The organism is Roseibium hamelinense (assembly GCF_007830545.1).
GTDB classification, from domain to species: domain Bacteria; phylum Pseudomonadota; class Alphaproteobacteria; order Rhizobiales; family Stappiaceae; genus Roseibium; species Roseibium hamelinense.
In genome coordinates, this window is sequence record NZ_VLLF01000008.1 from 41,601 (window position 1) to 57,671 (window position 16,071).

Sequence of the window (16,071 nt, forward strand, 5' to 3'; positions counted from 1 at the left end):
AGAATCTGCAACCTGTGGACATTTAGGCCCAGGGCCGATTTTCTGCCTGTTTTTCTTCGAAACTGTCGATTTGGCTAGCCTTATTCATGGTCAGACCGATGTCATCAAGACCATTCATGAGGCAATGCTTGCGGAAATGATCAATCTTGAAGGCTATGTCGCCGCTTTCCAGGCCATTGATCTCCTGGCTTTCCAGATCGATTGTCAGCGTGAAGTTCGCTCCACGCTCGGCAGCATGCATGAGAGTTTCAAGTTCGTCCTCGGACACTTCGATCGGTAGGATTCCGTTCTTGAAGCAGTTATTGTAAAAAATGTCTGCAAAGGATGTCGAGATAACACACCGAATGCCATAGTCCAGGAGCGCCCAGGGCGCATGCTCCCGAGACGAACCGCAGCCGAAATTGTCTCCAGCGATCAGAATTTTCGCGTCTTTGTAGGCTGGCTTGTTCAGAACGAAGTGCTCGTTGATCGAGCCGTCATCATTCGTCTTCATTTCATAAAAGAGCGCTGATCCAAGACCTGTCCGCTTGATCGTCTTCAAGAATTGCTTGGGGATGATCATATCCGTATCGATGTTCACGATCGGCAATGGGGCCGCGACACCGGTCAGAGTGGTGAACTTTTCCAAGACGAAACTCCCGTTAATATCGTTCCGGCCAACTTAAGCGGCCAGGCTTGTTGTTTGATCAACACCAAGCATCAAGTTGAGGTTCTGAACGGCGGCGCCAGATGCGCCTTTGCCGAGATTGTCGTAGACAGCAATAATTACTGCTTGCGCGCGCGCATCATTGGCGAACACATGAAGCCGCAAGGCATTCGTTCCGTTGAGGGCCTGGGGGTCCAGGTCTTCAGACCGCTCAAGCGGTTGAAGAGGCGCGACTTCTACGAACCCTGCCGGCACCGATGCAAAATGCTGAGCAAGCGCCGCATGGATCTGCACGCCTGTCGGCACCCGGTCAAGCTGGCCCAGGTTGAGCGGCACCACCGTTAGCATGCCCTTGTAATAGTTTCCGACCGCCGGTGTGAACAAAGGCGTCGCGGCCAGCCGGCCATATTCGGTCATTTCCGGCAGGTGTTTGTGATTGAAGCCGAGACCGTAAGGCGCGAAAATGTTTGCGGCTCCGCTATTGGCCTCATATGCCGAAATCATACTCTTGCCGCCGCCCGAATAGCCGGAAATTCCGTGTACCGATACAGGGAGATCTCGGGGCAGCAGTTCAGCTGTGATCAACGGGCGCAAAGCGGCAATAACCCCATGCGGCCAGCAACCCGGATTGCTCACCCTTACAGCGCTTCGAATGGCCTCAGCCTGGCCGGTATCCATTTCGGCAAACCCGTATGTCCAGTCTGGTGACACACGATGCGCCGAGGAAGCATCGATGATCCGTGTGCTTTCACCCTCAATAAGCGATGCGCTTTCTTTCGCCGCCTCATCCGGCAAACACAGAATTGCGATGTCGGCAGCGTTTAATATATCCGCTTTTGCAGAGCGGTCTTTCCTCAGGTTGTCTGGAATAGAGAGCAATTCAATATCACGGCGCGTGGCGAGGCGCTCACGGATTTGAAGACCCGTCGTTCCTGCTTCGCCATCAATGAACACGCGCGCGGCCATGGTCCGCCCTCTTCCTCTCACAGAACCTCAAGTGACTAGCGTATTACACCCATCACCCCGCGATGTCACCGATCTTTAAGATGCTCGGAACTCAACGAGCCATTGAGTGATACTCATCATTCGGCCTCATGTCCGTCGCAGCTGCTACGCGATTGGTCATGTTGAAGAAGGCCGCGACTGATGCGATGTCCCAAATATCCCGATCCGAAAAACCTTCCTTTCGAAGAGCCTCCCGGTCCTTTTCGAGGATCTCGGCGGGGCGTTCGGTCAGCTTGACGGCAAAGTCCAGCATGGTTCGTTGGCGGGCACAGAGTTCGGCGACACGGTAGTTCATTACCATCAACTCGCCAAGCGCGGGTTCTCCCGACAATTGCCGGACCGCAGCTCCATGTGCGGTCAAACAATAGAAGCAGCGGTTTACCGAGGAAACCGCTACTGCAATCATTTCTCGTTCAAGTTTGGAAAGACCACTTTCGGCGAGCATCAGGTCGTTGTACATGTCCGTAAACGCCCGCAGCTTCGTTTCATCGAAAGAGTAAGCCTGGAGCACGTTTGGCACGAGGCCGAGCTTCTCCTTACAAAGGTCAAAATATGCCTGTGTCTTCTCACTCAAGGGCTCGGTTCGATCGATCTTCAATGCTGTTGGAGACTGGTCCACCGTTATCCTCCTATTATAAAAGTCGCTTTTATTTCTTCTGATCATAACACCTAAAAAGCGTCCATCAGGGCACCATAAAATTTAAGGGGGCGGAAATGCCGGATAAGCGGGAAGCTGAAAAAAACGCACTGATTTCCCAGGCTATTTCACTACTTCCGGACCAAGATGGTCCATTGCCTGAATTCACCAAGGCCTTCTATGCCCGCGGAGCTGCAGAAGACCTGGTAACCTATACCGCCGAAGATCTCGCCGGATATGCAAAGCTTGCCTGGGAAGACTTTCAGAACCACGAACTCGGCACACACAGGGTCAGCATCTCCAACCCGTCCTTGAAAGTCAAAGGCGGGACGGATCCAGAAATCACTGTCGTCGAGATCGTCAACGACAACATGCCGTTTTTGGTCGATTCGGTCATGGACGAACTCCAAGACAGCCGCTTGGACGTTCGCCTAGTGCTGCATCCGGTGTTCGTGGTCGAACGGGATGCAAACGGAACACTGACATCGGCTATGGGACACAAACGGCCGCCAAAACGCAGTGACCGGCAAGAAAGCCTTATTCACATTCATGTTGCCCGGCTTGAAAGCGCCGAGGAACGGGATGCGCTGAAAGGGCGTCTTGATAGCGTTTTGAGTGATGTCCGCGCAACCGTCGTCGATTTCAAGCCAATGCAAGAACGGCTCGCGGACGCAATCAGCACTTACAAGTTCAAGACAACTCAGTTTGAAGGCAACAACGACGAGCTCTGGGAAGCGATCCATTTTCTGGAATGGATGGCAAACGACAATTTCATCTTCCTCGGCATGCGCGAATACAAATTCGACGGAAGTGTCGAAGAAGGTGAATTGTCACCCTATGAAGGGACCGGCCTCGGCCTGCTTGCCGATCCTGAAGTGCGGGTTCTCCGCCGGGGGTCTGAGTTTGTGCAGATCACGCCGGAAATTCGGGAATTTCTGATGAAACCCGAACCTCTGATCATCGCCAAGGCGAATGTCAAAAGCCGGGTGCACCGCCGGGTCCACATGGAATATGTCGGCGCAAAGATTTATGACGATGATGGAAAAATGATTGGCGAGCTGCGCATCGTCGGTTTGTTTGCTTCCACTGCCTACACGGAGCCGACAAGCACGATTCCGTTTATAAGGCGCAAGGTTGCAAGTGTGTTGGCACGGGCTGGATACGATCCGGAAAGTCATTCTGGGCGCGCCCTGACCAATGTCATGGAAAGCTTTCCTCGTGACGAACTGTTTCAGATCGACAAGGACAGCCTCTATGAATTCGCCTTGGCCATTCTCCAGCTGGATGAGCGACCGCGGATCCGGGTGCTGGCACGTGCTGACAAGTTCGACCGCTATGTCTCCATTTTGTGTTTTGTTCCGAAAGACCGCTACACGACCGAGGTGCGTCTCAATATTGGAACGTATCTGGCATCGGCCTATGATGGACGGCTTTCTGCCTGGTATGTGACCTATCTCGAAGCGCCACTCGCGCGTGTTCACTTCATCATCGGGCGCGACACGGGTAAAACCCCATCTCCAGATCAAGAAGAGCTTGAAAAAGCGGTTTCCGAGATGGTCCGCACATGGCCGGACAGCCTGCGCGATGCACTCAAAGCCCGGTATGCACCAGCTGCAGCACACAAGCTCAGTGAGCGCTATGCGCTTGCATTTCACGGCGGATACAAAGAAGTCTACAACGCCGAAACGGCGCTTTCCGACGTTGGCAAAATCGAGACGCTTTCCGAAACTCGGCAAACGGCAATAACCTTCTTCAGAGCGCCCGGCGCGAAAGACACGCGGCTTTCGCTAAAAGTGTATCACCGGAATGCGCCAATTCCTCTGTCAGCGCGTGTACCCATGCTTGAAAACATGGGTTTCCGGGTGATTAACGAGCGGACATACAGGGTCACTCCTACAGATAGGCCCATGGCGTATTTGCATGAAATGACGCTGGAAGCGCGCAATAGCAGCGAAATTCACTTCACTTCCAGCCTGAAAGAACGCCTAGAAGGCCTCTATATGGCGATCTGGTTGGGACGGGCGGAAAACGACGGTTACAACAGTCTGGTTCTGACGGCTGATCTTGCTTGGCGGGACATTGCACTTGTCAGATCCTTGTCTAAGTATCTGCGTCAGGCTGGCATCCGCTTTTCCGAAGACTATATGTGGACGACGCTCAACAACTATCCGTCCGTTGCAGCGAAACTGGTTGAATTGTTCCATGTGCGCTTCAACCCCGCTATGAGCGACCATGACAGGGAGCTTAGTACGGCCAGGCTTGAATCAGAAATCTCGCAAGCGCTTGAGGAAGTGAGCAGCCTGGACGACGATCGCATCCTCAGACGTTTCCAAAACACAATTGCTTCGATACTGCGGACCAATTTCTTTCAGCTGGATCCTAAGGGGCACCCGAAGCCGACGTTTTCGTTCAAGATCGAGTCGCGCAAGATCGAGGATCTGCCACAACCCCGGCCATTCCGCGAGATTTTCGTCTATAGCCCCCGGGTAGAGGGTGTTCATTTGCGGTTTGGCATGGTTGCCCGCGGAGGTCTGCGCTGGTCTGACCGGCCACAGGATTTCCGGACTGAAGTTCTCGGCCTCGTCAAGGCGCAGCAGGTCAAGAATGCGGTCATCGTGCCGGTGGGCGCGAAAGGTGGTTTTGTGCCAAAGAAATTGCCAGACATGAGTGACCGGAACGCCTGGTTCCAGGAGGGCACTGAAAGCTATAAGATCTTCATCAATGCGCTTTTGGATGTCACCGACAACCTTGGCGATGATGGTGTGATTCCGCCGCAAAACGTTCAGCGCTACGATGCGGACGATCCCTACTTGGTTGTTGCTGCGGATAAGGGAACAGCGACGTTCTCCGACACAGCGAACGATATTTCCGAGGGACGCGACTTCTGGCTCGGAGATGCTTTTGCCTCCGGCGGATCTGCGGGTTACGACCACAAAAAGATGGGCATTACCGCCCGCGGCGCCTGGGAGGCGGTCAAACGCCACTTCCGGGAAGACAACCGCGATATCCAAACCCAGCCGTTCACCGCAGCAGGCGTTGGAGACATGTCCGGAGACGTGTTCGGCAACGGCATGCTGCTTTCAAAAGCCACCAAACTTGTCGCTGCATTCGACCACCGGGACATCTTCATTGATCCTGATCCAAATCCGCAAACCACGTGGGAAGAGCGCAAGCGCCTGTTCGACATGGGGCGGTCGTCGTGGAAAGACTACAACACAAGCCTATTGTCGAAAGGCGGCGGAATATTCTCCCGCCAAGCCAAGTCGATTGCTCTGACGCCAGAAATCCAAAATCTCTTAGGCATTTCCCGCAATACAGCGACACCGCAAGAGGTCATGATTGCCATCTTGAAGATGGATGTTGACCTGCTGTGGTTCGGTGGAATCGGCACCTATATTCGCGCGACTTCAGAGACGGATGCCGATGCCGGCGACCGCGCAAATGATGCTATCCGGATTACCGCACCGGAAGTTGGCGCGAAAGTCATCGGCGAGGGTGCCAACCTTGGTCTGACCCAACTAGCCCGGATCGAATTCAATAAAAAGGGCGGACGCTGCAACTCGGATGCGATCGACAATTCCGCAGGGGTCAACTCTTCCGATATGGAGGTGAATATCAAGATCGCGCTTGGTGCGGCGGTCAAGGCTGGCAAGCTCACCACAGAAAGCCGCAATGTATTGCTAGCGGAAATGACCGATGAAGTGGCGGATCTTGTTCTTCGCAACAATTATCTCCAAACACTGTCTATCTCAATGACCGAGCGGCGTGGGATGGAAGATCTCGGCTATCAAATCCGCATGATGCGCTTGCTGGAGCAGGTGGGCATGCTGGACCGCCAAGTAGAACAGCTTCCAGGCGAAGCCGAATTGTCAGAAATGCAGAAATCGGGTCAGACACTGACACGGGCGGAACTCGGCGTTCTTCTCGCCTACGCGAAAATCACGCTCTATGACCGGCTTCTGGAAAGTACGGTTCCGGACGATGCCTACCTGGCTCGGGAGCTGTTCCGGTATTTTCCGGACCAGATGGCCGCTACCTACCATGATGAAATCAACGAGCACCGGTTGCGGCGCGAAATCATTGCAACGATGCTCGCAAATTCAATCATCAACCGGGGCGGAGCAACGTTCCTGACACGGCTGATGGACCAGACCGGCGCTACAGCGCCTGACATTGCACAAAGCTTTGTTGCTGTAAGAAACAGCTTCGACCTGACAGAACTGAACGCGGAAATCGATCTGCTTGACACCAAAATCGACGGTCAACTTCAACTCGAGCTTTATTCCGCAGTACAAGACCTTCTTTTGACGCAGGTCGTTTGGTTCAAGAGAAACGTTTCCTTCGCCGACGGTATCGCCAGTGTTGTCGAGAGATTTGGTGACGGCGTCGACGCATTGCGTCCGCGTTTGCCCTCAATCTTGAAGGAGGATCAGGCCGCAGCTTTGAGTGCGACCAGAGCACAATTTGTTGACAATGGTGTTCCAGAAGCTCTGGCACAACGTATCGCCTGGCTCCCCGCAGAAGCTGCCATTCCTGATATCGTCCTGGTGGCCGAGGAAACAAAAGCGGATCTGGAAACGGTAGCTGCGGCCTACTTCGAAGTCGCTGCATTCTTTCGTATCGGCTCTATGGACGCGATGGCCCGCGATCTGAAAATCAGAGACTACTACGACGGACTAGCCCTAGACAGGGCTCGCTCAATACTGGCCTCGGCGCATCGCGATCTGACCTGCCAGGGCATTGCGAACGGTTCGTTTGAAACATGGTTGTCGTCGCACGAACGTGCGGTCGACCGCACCCGGCGGACTGTTAACGAGATCCTGGATGGCGACCTGAGCGTTTCGAAATTTTCCGTAGCCGCAAATCTTTTGTCCGAGATTACACGCTGAACGGATCAGCGCAACAGCAAGCAACAAGGCTGGCAGCCTCAGCCGCCAGCCTTTTTAGCGGCAGGGAACCCGCACATGCAGCAGTCCAAGCACTCTTCAGCAGCCTACCCGCCAAAATCTGCAGCGGTGGCGTGGGCTCTATTCGATTGGGCGGCGCAACCATTTTTTACTCTCATCACAACATTTGTGTTTGCGCCCTATTTTGCGTCGGCCTTGGCCAGCACACCGGCAAAAGGGCAGGAGCTCTGGGGTTTTGCGACGGCAGCAGCCGGCTTGGCGATCGCATTGTTTGCCCCAATACTAGGGTCGATCGCTGATGCGAGCGGGCGCCGGAAACCCTGGATTGTTGCGTGTTCACTGCCTTTCGTCGGAGCCTGCTGGGCCCTTTGGTACGCCGCGCCTGGAAATGAACATGCGGTTATTACAGCGCTTGTCTGCTTCGCGGTTGCAGCGGTCGCGATTGAGATCGCAACGGTCTTCAACAATGCAATGATGCCGACCTTGGTTCCGCCGCAACAGATTGGCCGCCTATCTAGTTTTGGCTGGGCTGCAGGCTATGTAAGCGGTCTTGTCTGTTTGATCATAGCGCTTGGTTTTATGGCCGCGAACCCGGAGAGCGGGAAGACGTTGCTTGGCCTCTCTCCCCTCTTCGGCCTTGATGCCGGAGCAATGGAAGGGGATCGGGCGACGGGACCCTTTTCGGCGATATGGTACCTCGTTTTCGTTCTTCCGCTTCTCTTCTTCGTGCCGGATGGAAAACGTAAGTCAAAGATTGGTCCGGCGATGAAGCAGGGCTTGCTTGATCTGAAAGACAGCTTCGCTCAGGTTCGAAACCATAGAAATGTTCTTCTGTTTCTCATTGCCAACATGACGTACAAGGACGGCCTTGTAGCCTTGTTCGCATTCGGCGGGATTTATTCCGCGGGACAATTGGGCTGGAGCTCCATCGAAATTGGGAGTTTCGGCATAATCCTGACAATTACTGGAACATTCGGGCTCTTGATCAGTGGGCCCGCAGATGACCGTTTCGGGCCTAAAATAGTCCTTCTCATCTCGCTGTTTGTTTTGATGGTCTGCGGACTTGGTATGATCTCAGTAGACCGGACAACGGTTTTCTTTGTGTTTGAAACAGCGCCTGCGCCGGAGGGCGCTCTTTTTGCTTCTCTGCCTGAGCAAGTTTTCATCGGACTTGGTGCGGTCATAGGCGCCGTGTCCGGTCCCCTGCAATCCTCTTCGCGGAGTTTGCTTGTGCGGCTCGCGCCGAAAGATCACATGACCCAGTTTTTCGGCCTTCTTGCTCTTTCAGGCAAGGTTACAAGTTTCCTTGCCCCGCTGGCTGTCGGTCTGATGACCTATTTAACAAACAACCAGGCTGCAGGAATGTCTGTAATCCTCGTATTTTTTGCCGTTGGGACAGCTTTGCTTTTTGCGGTTGATGATACGAGGAACGCCGGGTCCTAAAGCCCGGCGTCACTCAATTTGCAAATCGTAACGTTCCTAATTGTTCAGATGACCTACGCAGCATCGCGAACTGAATTCAGGAACCCTTCCACTTCGCTCTTCAACCGGTCTGCTTCATTTTGCAGGACATTTGCCGACGCGCTCACTTGCCGCGCAGCATTGCCGGTCTCATCCGCTGAAGCCGCAACCTTGACGATGTTCTGCGCAACTTCCTGAGTGCCATTTGAAGCTTCTTGAATGTTCCGCGCGATCTCTTCGGTCGCCATTCCTTGCTGTTCAACCGAGTTCTCGATGCTTGAAGAAATCTCGTTCATTTTTTCAATGGTTTCCGAAATGCCGCGGATCGCCTCAACGGCACCGGCAGTTTCGGTTTGAACGGATTGAATTTGTGTCGAAATTTCCTCGGTCGCTTTAGCGGTCTGGTTTGCAAGCTCCTTCACCTCTGCCGCGACCACCGCAAACCCTTTGCCTGCTTCGCCTGCACGCGCAGCCTCAATCGTGGCATTCAGCGCGAGAAGGTTGGTTTGCTCAGCAATATCTGTAATCAACTTGACCACTTCGCTGATACGGTTCGCGGCCGCCGCAAGCCCTTCGATCTTGACGTTCGTGTTTTGCGCCTGATCGACGGCATGACCGGCGATTTCGGTCGATTGCGTCATTTGCCGCTCGATTTCCTTTACGGAGGCCATCAGCTCCTCCGCAGCTGACGCAACCGTTTCAACATTGGAAGATGCTTCCTCGGAAGCAGCCGCAACCGCAGTACTCTTGTCGCTCGTGTCATCCGCTCCCGACGTCAATGTCATAGAAGCAGTGTTCAAGTCTTGCACCTGCGCCATGACAGTTTGCGTCAGATGCGTGATCTGCTCGTCGAATGCCTGAGACAATTCGCGAATCCGCTGAGCTCTTGCAAGCTGCGCTTTTTGAGCCTCTTCTTGCTCATCGGCAAGGGTTTCGGCTTGCTGTGCTTTGTCGCGGAACACTTCAAGAGCCTTGCTAATCTCGCCGATTTCATCGTGGCGCTCTGTGTCCTGGATCTCAGTGTCGTACTGGCGATCAATCAGCGCCTGAATGCTGCGGACTGCCCGCTCCAGCGGTCTGCGAACGACCGCGTTCCCCACACTGTAAATCGACAGTGCAACCACAATAAGCAGCACGACACCCACGCCGACAACCATCGTCAAAATGTTGTTTGACGCAGCGCTTAACGTGCTCAGTGGGACATTTACAATAACCGCCATTCTTGCGTCCGTGCCGTCGACACGAACAGGCGTTACAATGCGCTGCACATCGCTTCCCAAGGTCGCTGAATAACCAGTGAATTCATAAGGTTCGCCATTTTTCACGGCGGCCAACAGAGCATCTTGATGCTGAAGATCTGACCCAGAATGTGCTTCTGCCCATGCTTTGCCCAGTACAGCCGGATCAGTATGCGCAATCCAGACGCCATTTTGCGAAAGCAGATGAACTGTACCGGTCTCAAGCGGTTTTTGTTCCGCGAGAACGTCCGACAAGGGGGTCAGAAGAATATCACCGCCAGCCACACCTATGACCTTGCTTCCGTCGCGAATGGGGATGCTGAACGAAACTCCAGTCACGGTTTTGCCGTCGGCTTCCCAGCTATACGGCTCGGTTATGAAGTCCTTCCCGGAGACGTAAGCGCCATTGAACCACAAATTGTCCGCGGCATTCATGTCGCCAACAACAAGTGCCTCGATTGACCGGTAGGCCAGGGACCCGTCGGCCTTTTTGAAGTAATATGGCTGCCACTCACCGTCTTCTGCCCAGGTTTCATTCCCGGCGAATTCTGCATCCTTGCCATCCAATTGATCGTCGACGACCGCACCCCAGGCGCCGGACAGATCCGGATTCTGCCGGGCTACATTTTCAACAATGGCCTTCCAAGCTTCGCGATCGTTGGCACCGGCATTCTTAAGTCCGGACAATGCATATGCGAGCGTTTGAGCAGACTTTAGCCCTTTTTCCAAACCCCGCTGAACGAACTCAGCCTGTTCGTGGGCAACCGTTTCAGCCTCTGACTGGGCTAGAGACCGTGTAATCTGAGAGGCTTGCCAGCCAATGAAACTGATACCAATGACAAGCGCAACAGTGAGAGTTGCTGCGCTAGCGGCCATCAGCTTCGTTGTGACTTTAGCTCTTTGAAACACTGGTAAACTCCGCGAATAGCTGGTTTCGGCCTGCAGTTAAGGGCCCAAGCTTGTGCCAAGCTACCGGTGCCGAGTTAACAATACCTTCAAAATACGGAAGTTCATTTGGAACTACATATTCAATGCTTGAAAGTAGAGCCGACTTATTCGCCTGCTAAGCAGCGCTTCACAAGTCCATATCCAATGCAAAAATAAACCAAAAGATGTATTTTTAGAAATACACCTCATGATTTGGCGCCCTGTTTTTGAGAACCCTCAAGCTAGTGCCTAAAGTGCCTCATGCCGGTCATGACCATCGCAAGCCCCGCCTCATCCGCAGCGGCGATCACATCGTCGTCTCTCATGGAGCCACCGGGTTGAATAACGGCCGTCGCTCCAGCTTCGGCTGCTGAAAGAAGACCGTCCGCAAACGGGAAGAATGCATCGGACGCGACAACACAGCCACTTGTCAGCGGCACCTCCAAGCCCGCAGACTCGGAAGCATCCAGGGCCTTTCTTGCAGCAATGCGCGCCGAATCGACCCGGCTCATTTGCCCGGCCCCAATCCCGACGGTTGCGCCGTTTTTGGCGTAAACAATTGCGTTCGACTTCACATGTTTCGCAACGCGGAAGGCAAACTTCAGATCGGCGAGTTCTTGAGCACTCGGTGTGCGCTTAGTCACGACCTTAAGGTCAAGATCGTCAACGACGCCATTGTCTCGGGATTGAACAAGCAACCCACCAGCTACCGATTTCACAAATAGGCCTCTCTTCCGGGCGTCCGCGAGGCCGCCAGTCACCAGCAACCGGAGATTTTTCTTAGCGGCAATGATTTCCTGAGCTGCTTCGTCCGCATCCGGTGCAATGATTACCTCGGTGAATATCTTGACGATCTCTTCAGCGGCCGCTGCATCCAGTGTTCGATTCAAGGCAACAATTCCGCCAAATGCAGACACAGGATCGCATCTCAACGCCATTTCGTACGCCTCTTGAAGCGTGCGTCCTTCAGCAACGCCACACGGATTTGCGTGCTTTATGATTGCAACTGCGCAGGTTCTCTTTGGATCGAATTCACTGACGAGCTCAAACGCAGCATCCGTATCATTGATATTGTTGTAGGATAGCGTTTTGCCCTGAAGCTGCTTTGCAGTTGCAACTCCTGGCCGGACTTCACCCGTCTTGTAAAACCCGGCGGATTGATGAGGGTTCTCACCATATCGCATGACCTCGGCAAGTGCGCCGCCGACAGCGCGGTGCGCTGGCGTATCTTCGCAGAGCTGTTCAGCCATCCAATTTGAAACTGCAGCATCGTAGGCGGCGGTTCGGGCAAACGCCTTAAGCGCAAGCCGTTTACGCAGTTCGATTGGTGACTGCCCCTTGTTTTGATCAAGCGCATCGATCACGCGACTGTAGTCGGAAGGGTCCGTCACCACGGTCACATAGGCGTGGTTCTTGGCAGCCGCGCGGGTCATGGCCGGACCGCCAATATCAATATTTTCAATACCAAGGGCGTAGTCTGCCCCACTCGCTACAACATCTTCAAATGGATACAAGTTGCCACAAAACAGATCGATCCCGGCGATACCATGTTTTGACATAGCCTCTTTGTGCCCCTCATCGTCCCGGATCGAAAGCAACCCTCCATGGACATTGGGGTGCAGCGTCTTTACCCGACCATCCATAATCTCTGGAAATCCGGTGAGATCCGAAACATCACAAACTGGCAGACCAGCGTCATTGAGCGCTTTGTAAGAACCTCCGGTCGACACCAATTCCACGCCACGGTCTGAGAGCGCTTTTGCAAATTGAACCAGTCCAGTCTTGTCGTAGACAGATAACAGCGCCCTTCTAATGGGGACCAATACTGGGACAGGAACGTTTTTCGTAGAAATAGCCATGGACAGGAACCTCGCGAAGGGACGACGGAAAATGTGATCGCGGCCGTATCACGTAATGAAAAAAAGAAAAAGCTGACCAAAGAAGCTCTTCAATCTTCCAACGGGAGGAGTTCCTCGTCGAAATCAGTGGTTCCGCGGCGGCTTAACCTGGCTACAGCCGTCCGCCTGAATTGCCATGCAAGCGACGGCAATTCCTGGATTGAACCGGAAAGAACGATTTGGGATGTCCGACGATGTCCATAAACATCTGACAAATATATGGATTCCTCTAGCCCCACTTCTACGCCCGGCGCATCAAACTCCCATGCCTCACCATCTTTGCAAACGAGCAACACCGCCGAACCGCCACGCAAAAGCGAGCATTTTAGTGACGGGTGAAGGTGAAAGCGTATTGCAAAATAATGGGATGGGCTGAGTTTTCCCTTCGGCAAAAATGTGTCCACGCCGTCTAAAACGCTGCCATCCTTGGCAAGACGCAAGTCTCTCTCATGCAACACGCCGAACTGTGACGCATATCCGTCATGGGTCGCAATCACGCGGGTACCCATGTCATCATCTTCACGCGTGACCGGCACATTCACAGGTCCGGACAAAATGGGTGACCCAAGCCACGCTCCAAAGGGCTTTTCAGACAAGAATCGGCAGGACGACGTGTCGTCTATTGTTGCGGTTGAATGCGCGGCGGTCGATCTACTCACTTGACGCCAAACGTCATTTGAACGGGAGGAAACGCCACAATTCACGACAATTCGATGGAGGTTGGACGACATTTCAAAGGAAAGACATCCAGCGTGAGCGTCCTCCGAAACCATGAGGTCGGGCGGCTTTCCAGTGTCTACGACTACGACAGTGTTGCCTCCAGTGAGCCGCTGATACCCTGTGTAGGGCACATTTACCGGCGCCGCGCCGCGTGCATCGTCATAGGCAAGGATCGTGGCCAAAAGATCGGTGGGGGTAGAGCCCATTCCATTGAAATGCGCCAGATTACCGTCTGCGTGACGGAAAAACCGCAGCATAGGCATCATTCGATCAACGGATTGCAACATTCCGGCAGGCAGCTCAAGCCCCTGAGCAATGAAGGCCTGGCGCACGGGCAAAAGGTCGGCCAAAATATCTATGATGGCGCGCGGGTTCCGTGAAATATGCCCACCGTCGCTCAGAATCTGGCGGCTTAGCTCCTGGTCGAGCCTCCTGATACTTTGGCGCGCAAAACGGCCCTGCCCCGCCATCGAAATGCATGCAGACGCGATTGCCAAAGCCGTTCGAAGCCGCTCGACACCATCCGGTGTCTCATTGACGGTCCTGCGCAAATACCGAACTTGCCGCGACAAGGACTTCATAAACCGCCGATAGAAGTCGTGGTCACCTTCTTCCAACACAAACGGCGAGTGTGCAAGCCATGCCATGACACGTCGTGTGACGATCGGTGTTTCCCAGCCGATCGCATGCCAGCTCCCGCAATGATTGATCCAATCATCCACCAGAGCCCGGGCATTTTGATTTGAAATGCGACTCTCGGCGGCGCGTAGATCCCGCAGCCATCCAAAGGCATGCAGATCCCGCTGCCAGTCCGGGTGCTGCCCCTGGAGCTCGAACGGCGACAGCCCCCGGGTTTCAACGAGTTGACCGGCGAACAAGAAACGACCGCCATAAATATCGGCGGCATTCGTCGCATCTGCTGTTCGCAGATCCTGCGGCGCAATCAGCAGCCGTGCAGGCACGCCTGAAGAGGGCCGCAGACGGAACAACGGTCCGCCATGCACCCATTTCAAGACTTGTTGCCACACATGGTGAGCCATGAGACGCCAAATGCGCCCGCGCTCGGAAGCGGCTCCCATATTCATGACAACACCCTGACAGTCACAGGAAGTTGCGTGCAGATAAGCGGATCCCCTAGTTCACACGACACGGATACAAACGGTTATGGTTAGCCGATCGTGAATCATTATGGTCGAATTAACGGTTTATGCCCCGTTAAAGGCGACGAAGACGCGCGGCAAAAAAGCCATCCCATCCGCCTTGTACGCCATCAATTTCTGCCAGTTGTGACGGCAGGGTGCGCAGATAGCCGTCCTTCGTGACAGCTTCGGCACGCCCGCCGGCCTCATCAGCAGCGATCGGCACAATCTCAAATCCGCTATGAGAATGCAGAAAAGCGGCGATCTGATCTTCACCCTCCGCAGGCTCAAGCGAACAGGTGCAGTAGACGATCATCCCTCCCGGCTTCACCCAGTAGGCGACCTTTCCCAGCAGATCAGATTGGATTTCTATCAACTTTTCAATATCTTGTGGTTTCTTGATAAGCGGGACGTCCGGATGGCGGCGAATGGTGCCCGTTGCACTGCAAGGTGCATCAAGCAAAATAGCATCAAACCGGGCCGCCGGCTCATAAGCCCTCAGATCAGCGGCAACCGTTTCAACGGACAGGTTTAGCCGCGCCATGTTTTCAGCAAGCCGCTTGAGCCGGCTCGCTGAGATATCGATCGCTGTAACATGAGCACCACTTGACGCAAGTTGCGCTGTTTTGCCGCCAGGTGCCGCGCACAAATCTGCGACGTTAAGGCCTGCAACAGGCCCCAGCAGCCTAGCCGGAAGCGAAGCTGCAGCGTCCTGCACCCACCAAGCGCCTTGGTCAAAGCCATCTAGTTGCTCAACTGCACTTTTTTGTTTCAATCGCACAGTCCCGGCGCCAATCACTACACCGTCCAGTTGCTGCGCCCAGCTCTCTGCGTTTTCTTTGACGGTGAGATCGAGGGCCGCTTCGCTTTGATGCGCCTTTGCGATACCACGGGCCTTCGTTTCGCCATAGGCGGCCACCCACCTTTGGAATAGCCAGGCCGGCGTGTTCAAAAGATCAGCGTCCAAGTCGCCGGTAAGTTCGTCTTTTTCCCGACCCAGGCGCCGCAGCACCCCGTTGACAAGCCCTTTGTAAGGCAGTGCGCGGCGATCCGACTGAGCCAGATCCACTGCCAGTGAAACCGCTGCCCGGTCCGGGATATCCATGAACAGCATCTGGCCAACCGCCACGTGCAGAATGTCGAGCACACGGCCAGTTTTCTCAGGAATGGGCCGGTCTAGCACCCAATCAAGGATCTGGGCGATTTCGCCATGATGCCGCAGGCATGTCCCCACTATCGCGCGAACCAGTGAACGGTCATTTGCGGCCAAAGCCCTGAAGCCCGAATGTCCCCCGGCCAAATCCAGTTCTCCATCAAGCGGGCGACGCTTGTGAACAACGTTCCCGAGTATATCCGCCGCCACCTTTCGGGATGCGAAGCCTGGTTTGTCGGCCAGCTTTGCCGCGTTCTGATCATTCTTTGGTTTGGACGGGCGGTGCGATTTGGTCACGAAACAGTTCCACTCGGACTTGAATAAAAAACTGCGCCGCGGC

9 protein-coding genes are annotated in these 16,071 nt (G+C 54.3%); 2 read left to right on the top strand and 7 right to left on the bottom strand.

The genetic code is table 11. From position 1 onward, the window contains the following. Positions 1–22 precede the first annotated feature (22 nt). The 3 genes from leuD to JM93_RS15740 all read right to left on the bottom strand — a co-directional run bounded on the left by leuD (position 23) and on the right by JM93_RS15740 (position 2,270). Positions 23–628, bottom strand: a complete 606-nt coding sequence (gene leuD, locus JM93_RS15730) for a 3-isopropylmalate dehydratase small subunit (RefSeq protein WP_145345378.1) — start codon at positions 626–628, stop codon at positions 23–25. A gap of 33 nt (positions 629–661) precedes the next feature. Further along, positions 662–1,612: an N-acetyl-gamma-glutamyl-phosphate reductase gene (gene argC, locus JM93_RS15735; RefSeq protein ID WP_145345380.1), complete on the bottom strand. Its 951-nt coding sequence runs from the start codon at positions 1,610–1,612 to the stop codon at positions 662–664. A gap of 91 nt (positions 1,613–1,703) precedes the next feature. Continuing rightward, positions 1,704–2,270 carry a peroxidase-related enzyme gene (locus JM93_RS15740; protein WP_244300862.1) on the bottom strand — a complete coding sequence of 189 codons (567 nt, stop codon included), beginning with the start codon at positions 2,268–2,270 and terminating at the stop codon, positions 1,704–1,706. A gap of 95 nt (positions 2,271–2,365) precedes the next feature. On the opposite strand from JM93_RS15740, the gene JM93_RS15745 reads away from it, so the two are divergent. Together JM93_RS15745 and JM93_RS15750 are read left to right on the top strand one after the other, a co-directional pair. Next, positions 2,366–7,177, top strand: a complete 4,812-nt coding sequence (locus JM93_RS15745; protein ID WP_145345384.1) for an NAD-glutamate dehydrogenase — start codon at positions 2,366–2,368, stop codon at positions 7,175–7,177. A 75-nt stretch (positions 7,178–7,252) separates the two neighbouring features. Then, complete coding sequence (locus tag JM93_RS15750) at positions 7,253–8,638, top strand: MFS transporter (RefSeq protein WP_145345386.1); 1,386 nt, start codon at positions 7,253–7,255, stop codon at positions 8,636–8,638. A 53-nt stretch (positions 8,639–8,691) separates the two neighbouring features. Here JM93_RS15750 and JM93_RS15755 read toward each other — a convergent pair whose 3' ends face one another. From JM93_RS15755 to rsmB, 4 genes are all read right to left on the bottom strand, one after another. Beyond that, complete coding sequence (locus tag JM93_RS15755; RefSeq protein ID WP_145345388.1) at positions 8,692–10,803, bottom strand: methyl-accepting chemotaxis protein; 2,112 nt, start codon at positions 10,801–10,803, stop codon at positions 8,692–8,694. 260 nt (positions 10,804–11,063) lie between these two features. Further along, entirely contained in the window at positions 11,064–12,680 is a 1,617-nt protein-coding gene (purH, locus tag JM93_RS15760; protein WP_145345390.1) for a bifunctional phosphoribosylaminoimidazolecarboxamide formyltransferase/IMP cyclohydrolase, read from the bottom strand. Positions 12,681–12,769: 89 nt separating this feature from the next. Then, positions 12,770–14,524: a heparinase II/III family protein gene (locus JM93_RS15765; RefSeq protein WP_145345392.1), complete on the bottom strand. Its 1,755-nt coding sequence runs from the start codon at positions 14,522–14,524 to the stop codon at positions 12,770–12,772. 130 nt (positions 14,525–14,654) lie between these two features. After that, on the bottom strand, positions 14,655–16,028 hold the full coding sequence (rsmB, locus tag JM93_RS15770) for a 16S rRNA (cytosine(967)-C(5))-methyltransferase RsmB (protein WP_244300863.1): 1,374 nt from the start codon (positions 16,026–16,028) through the stop codon (positions 14,655–14,657). Positions 16,029–16,071: the final 43 nt, after the last annotated feature.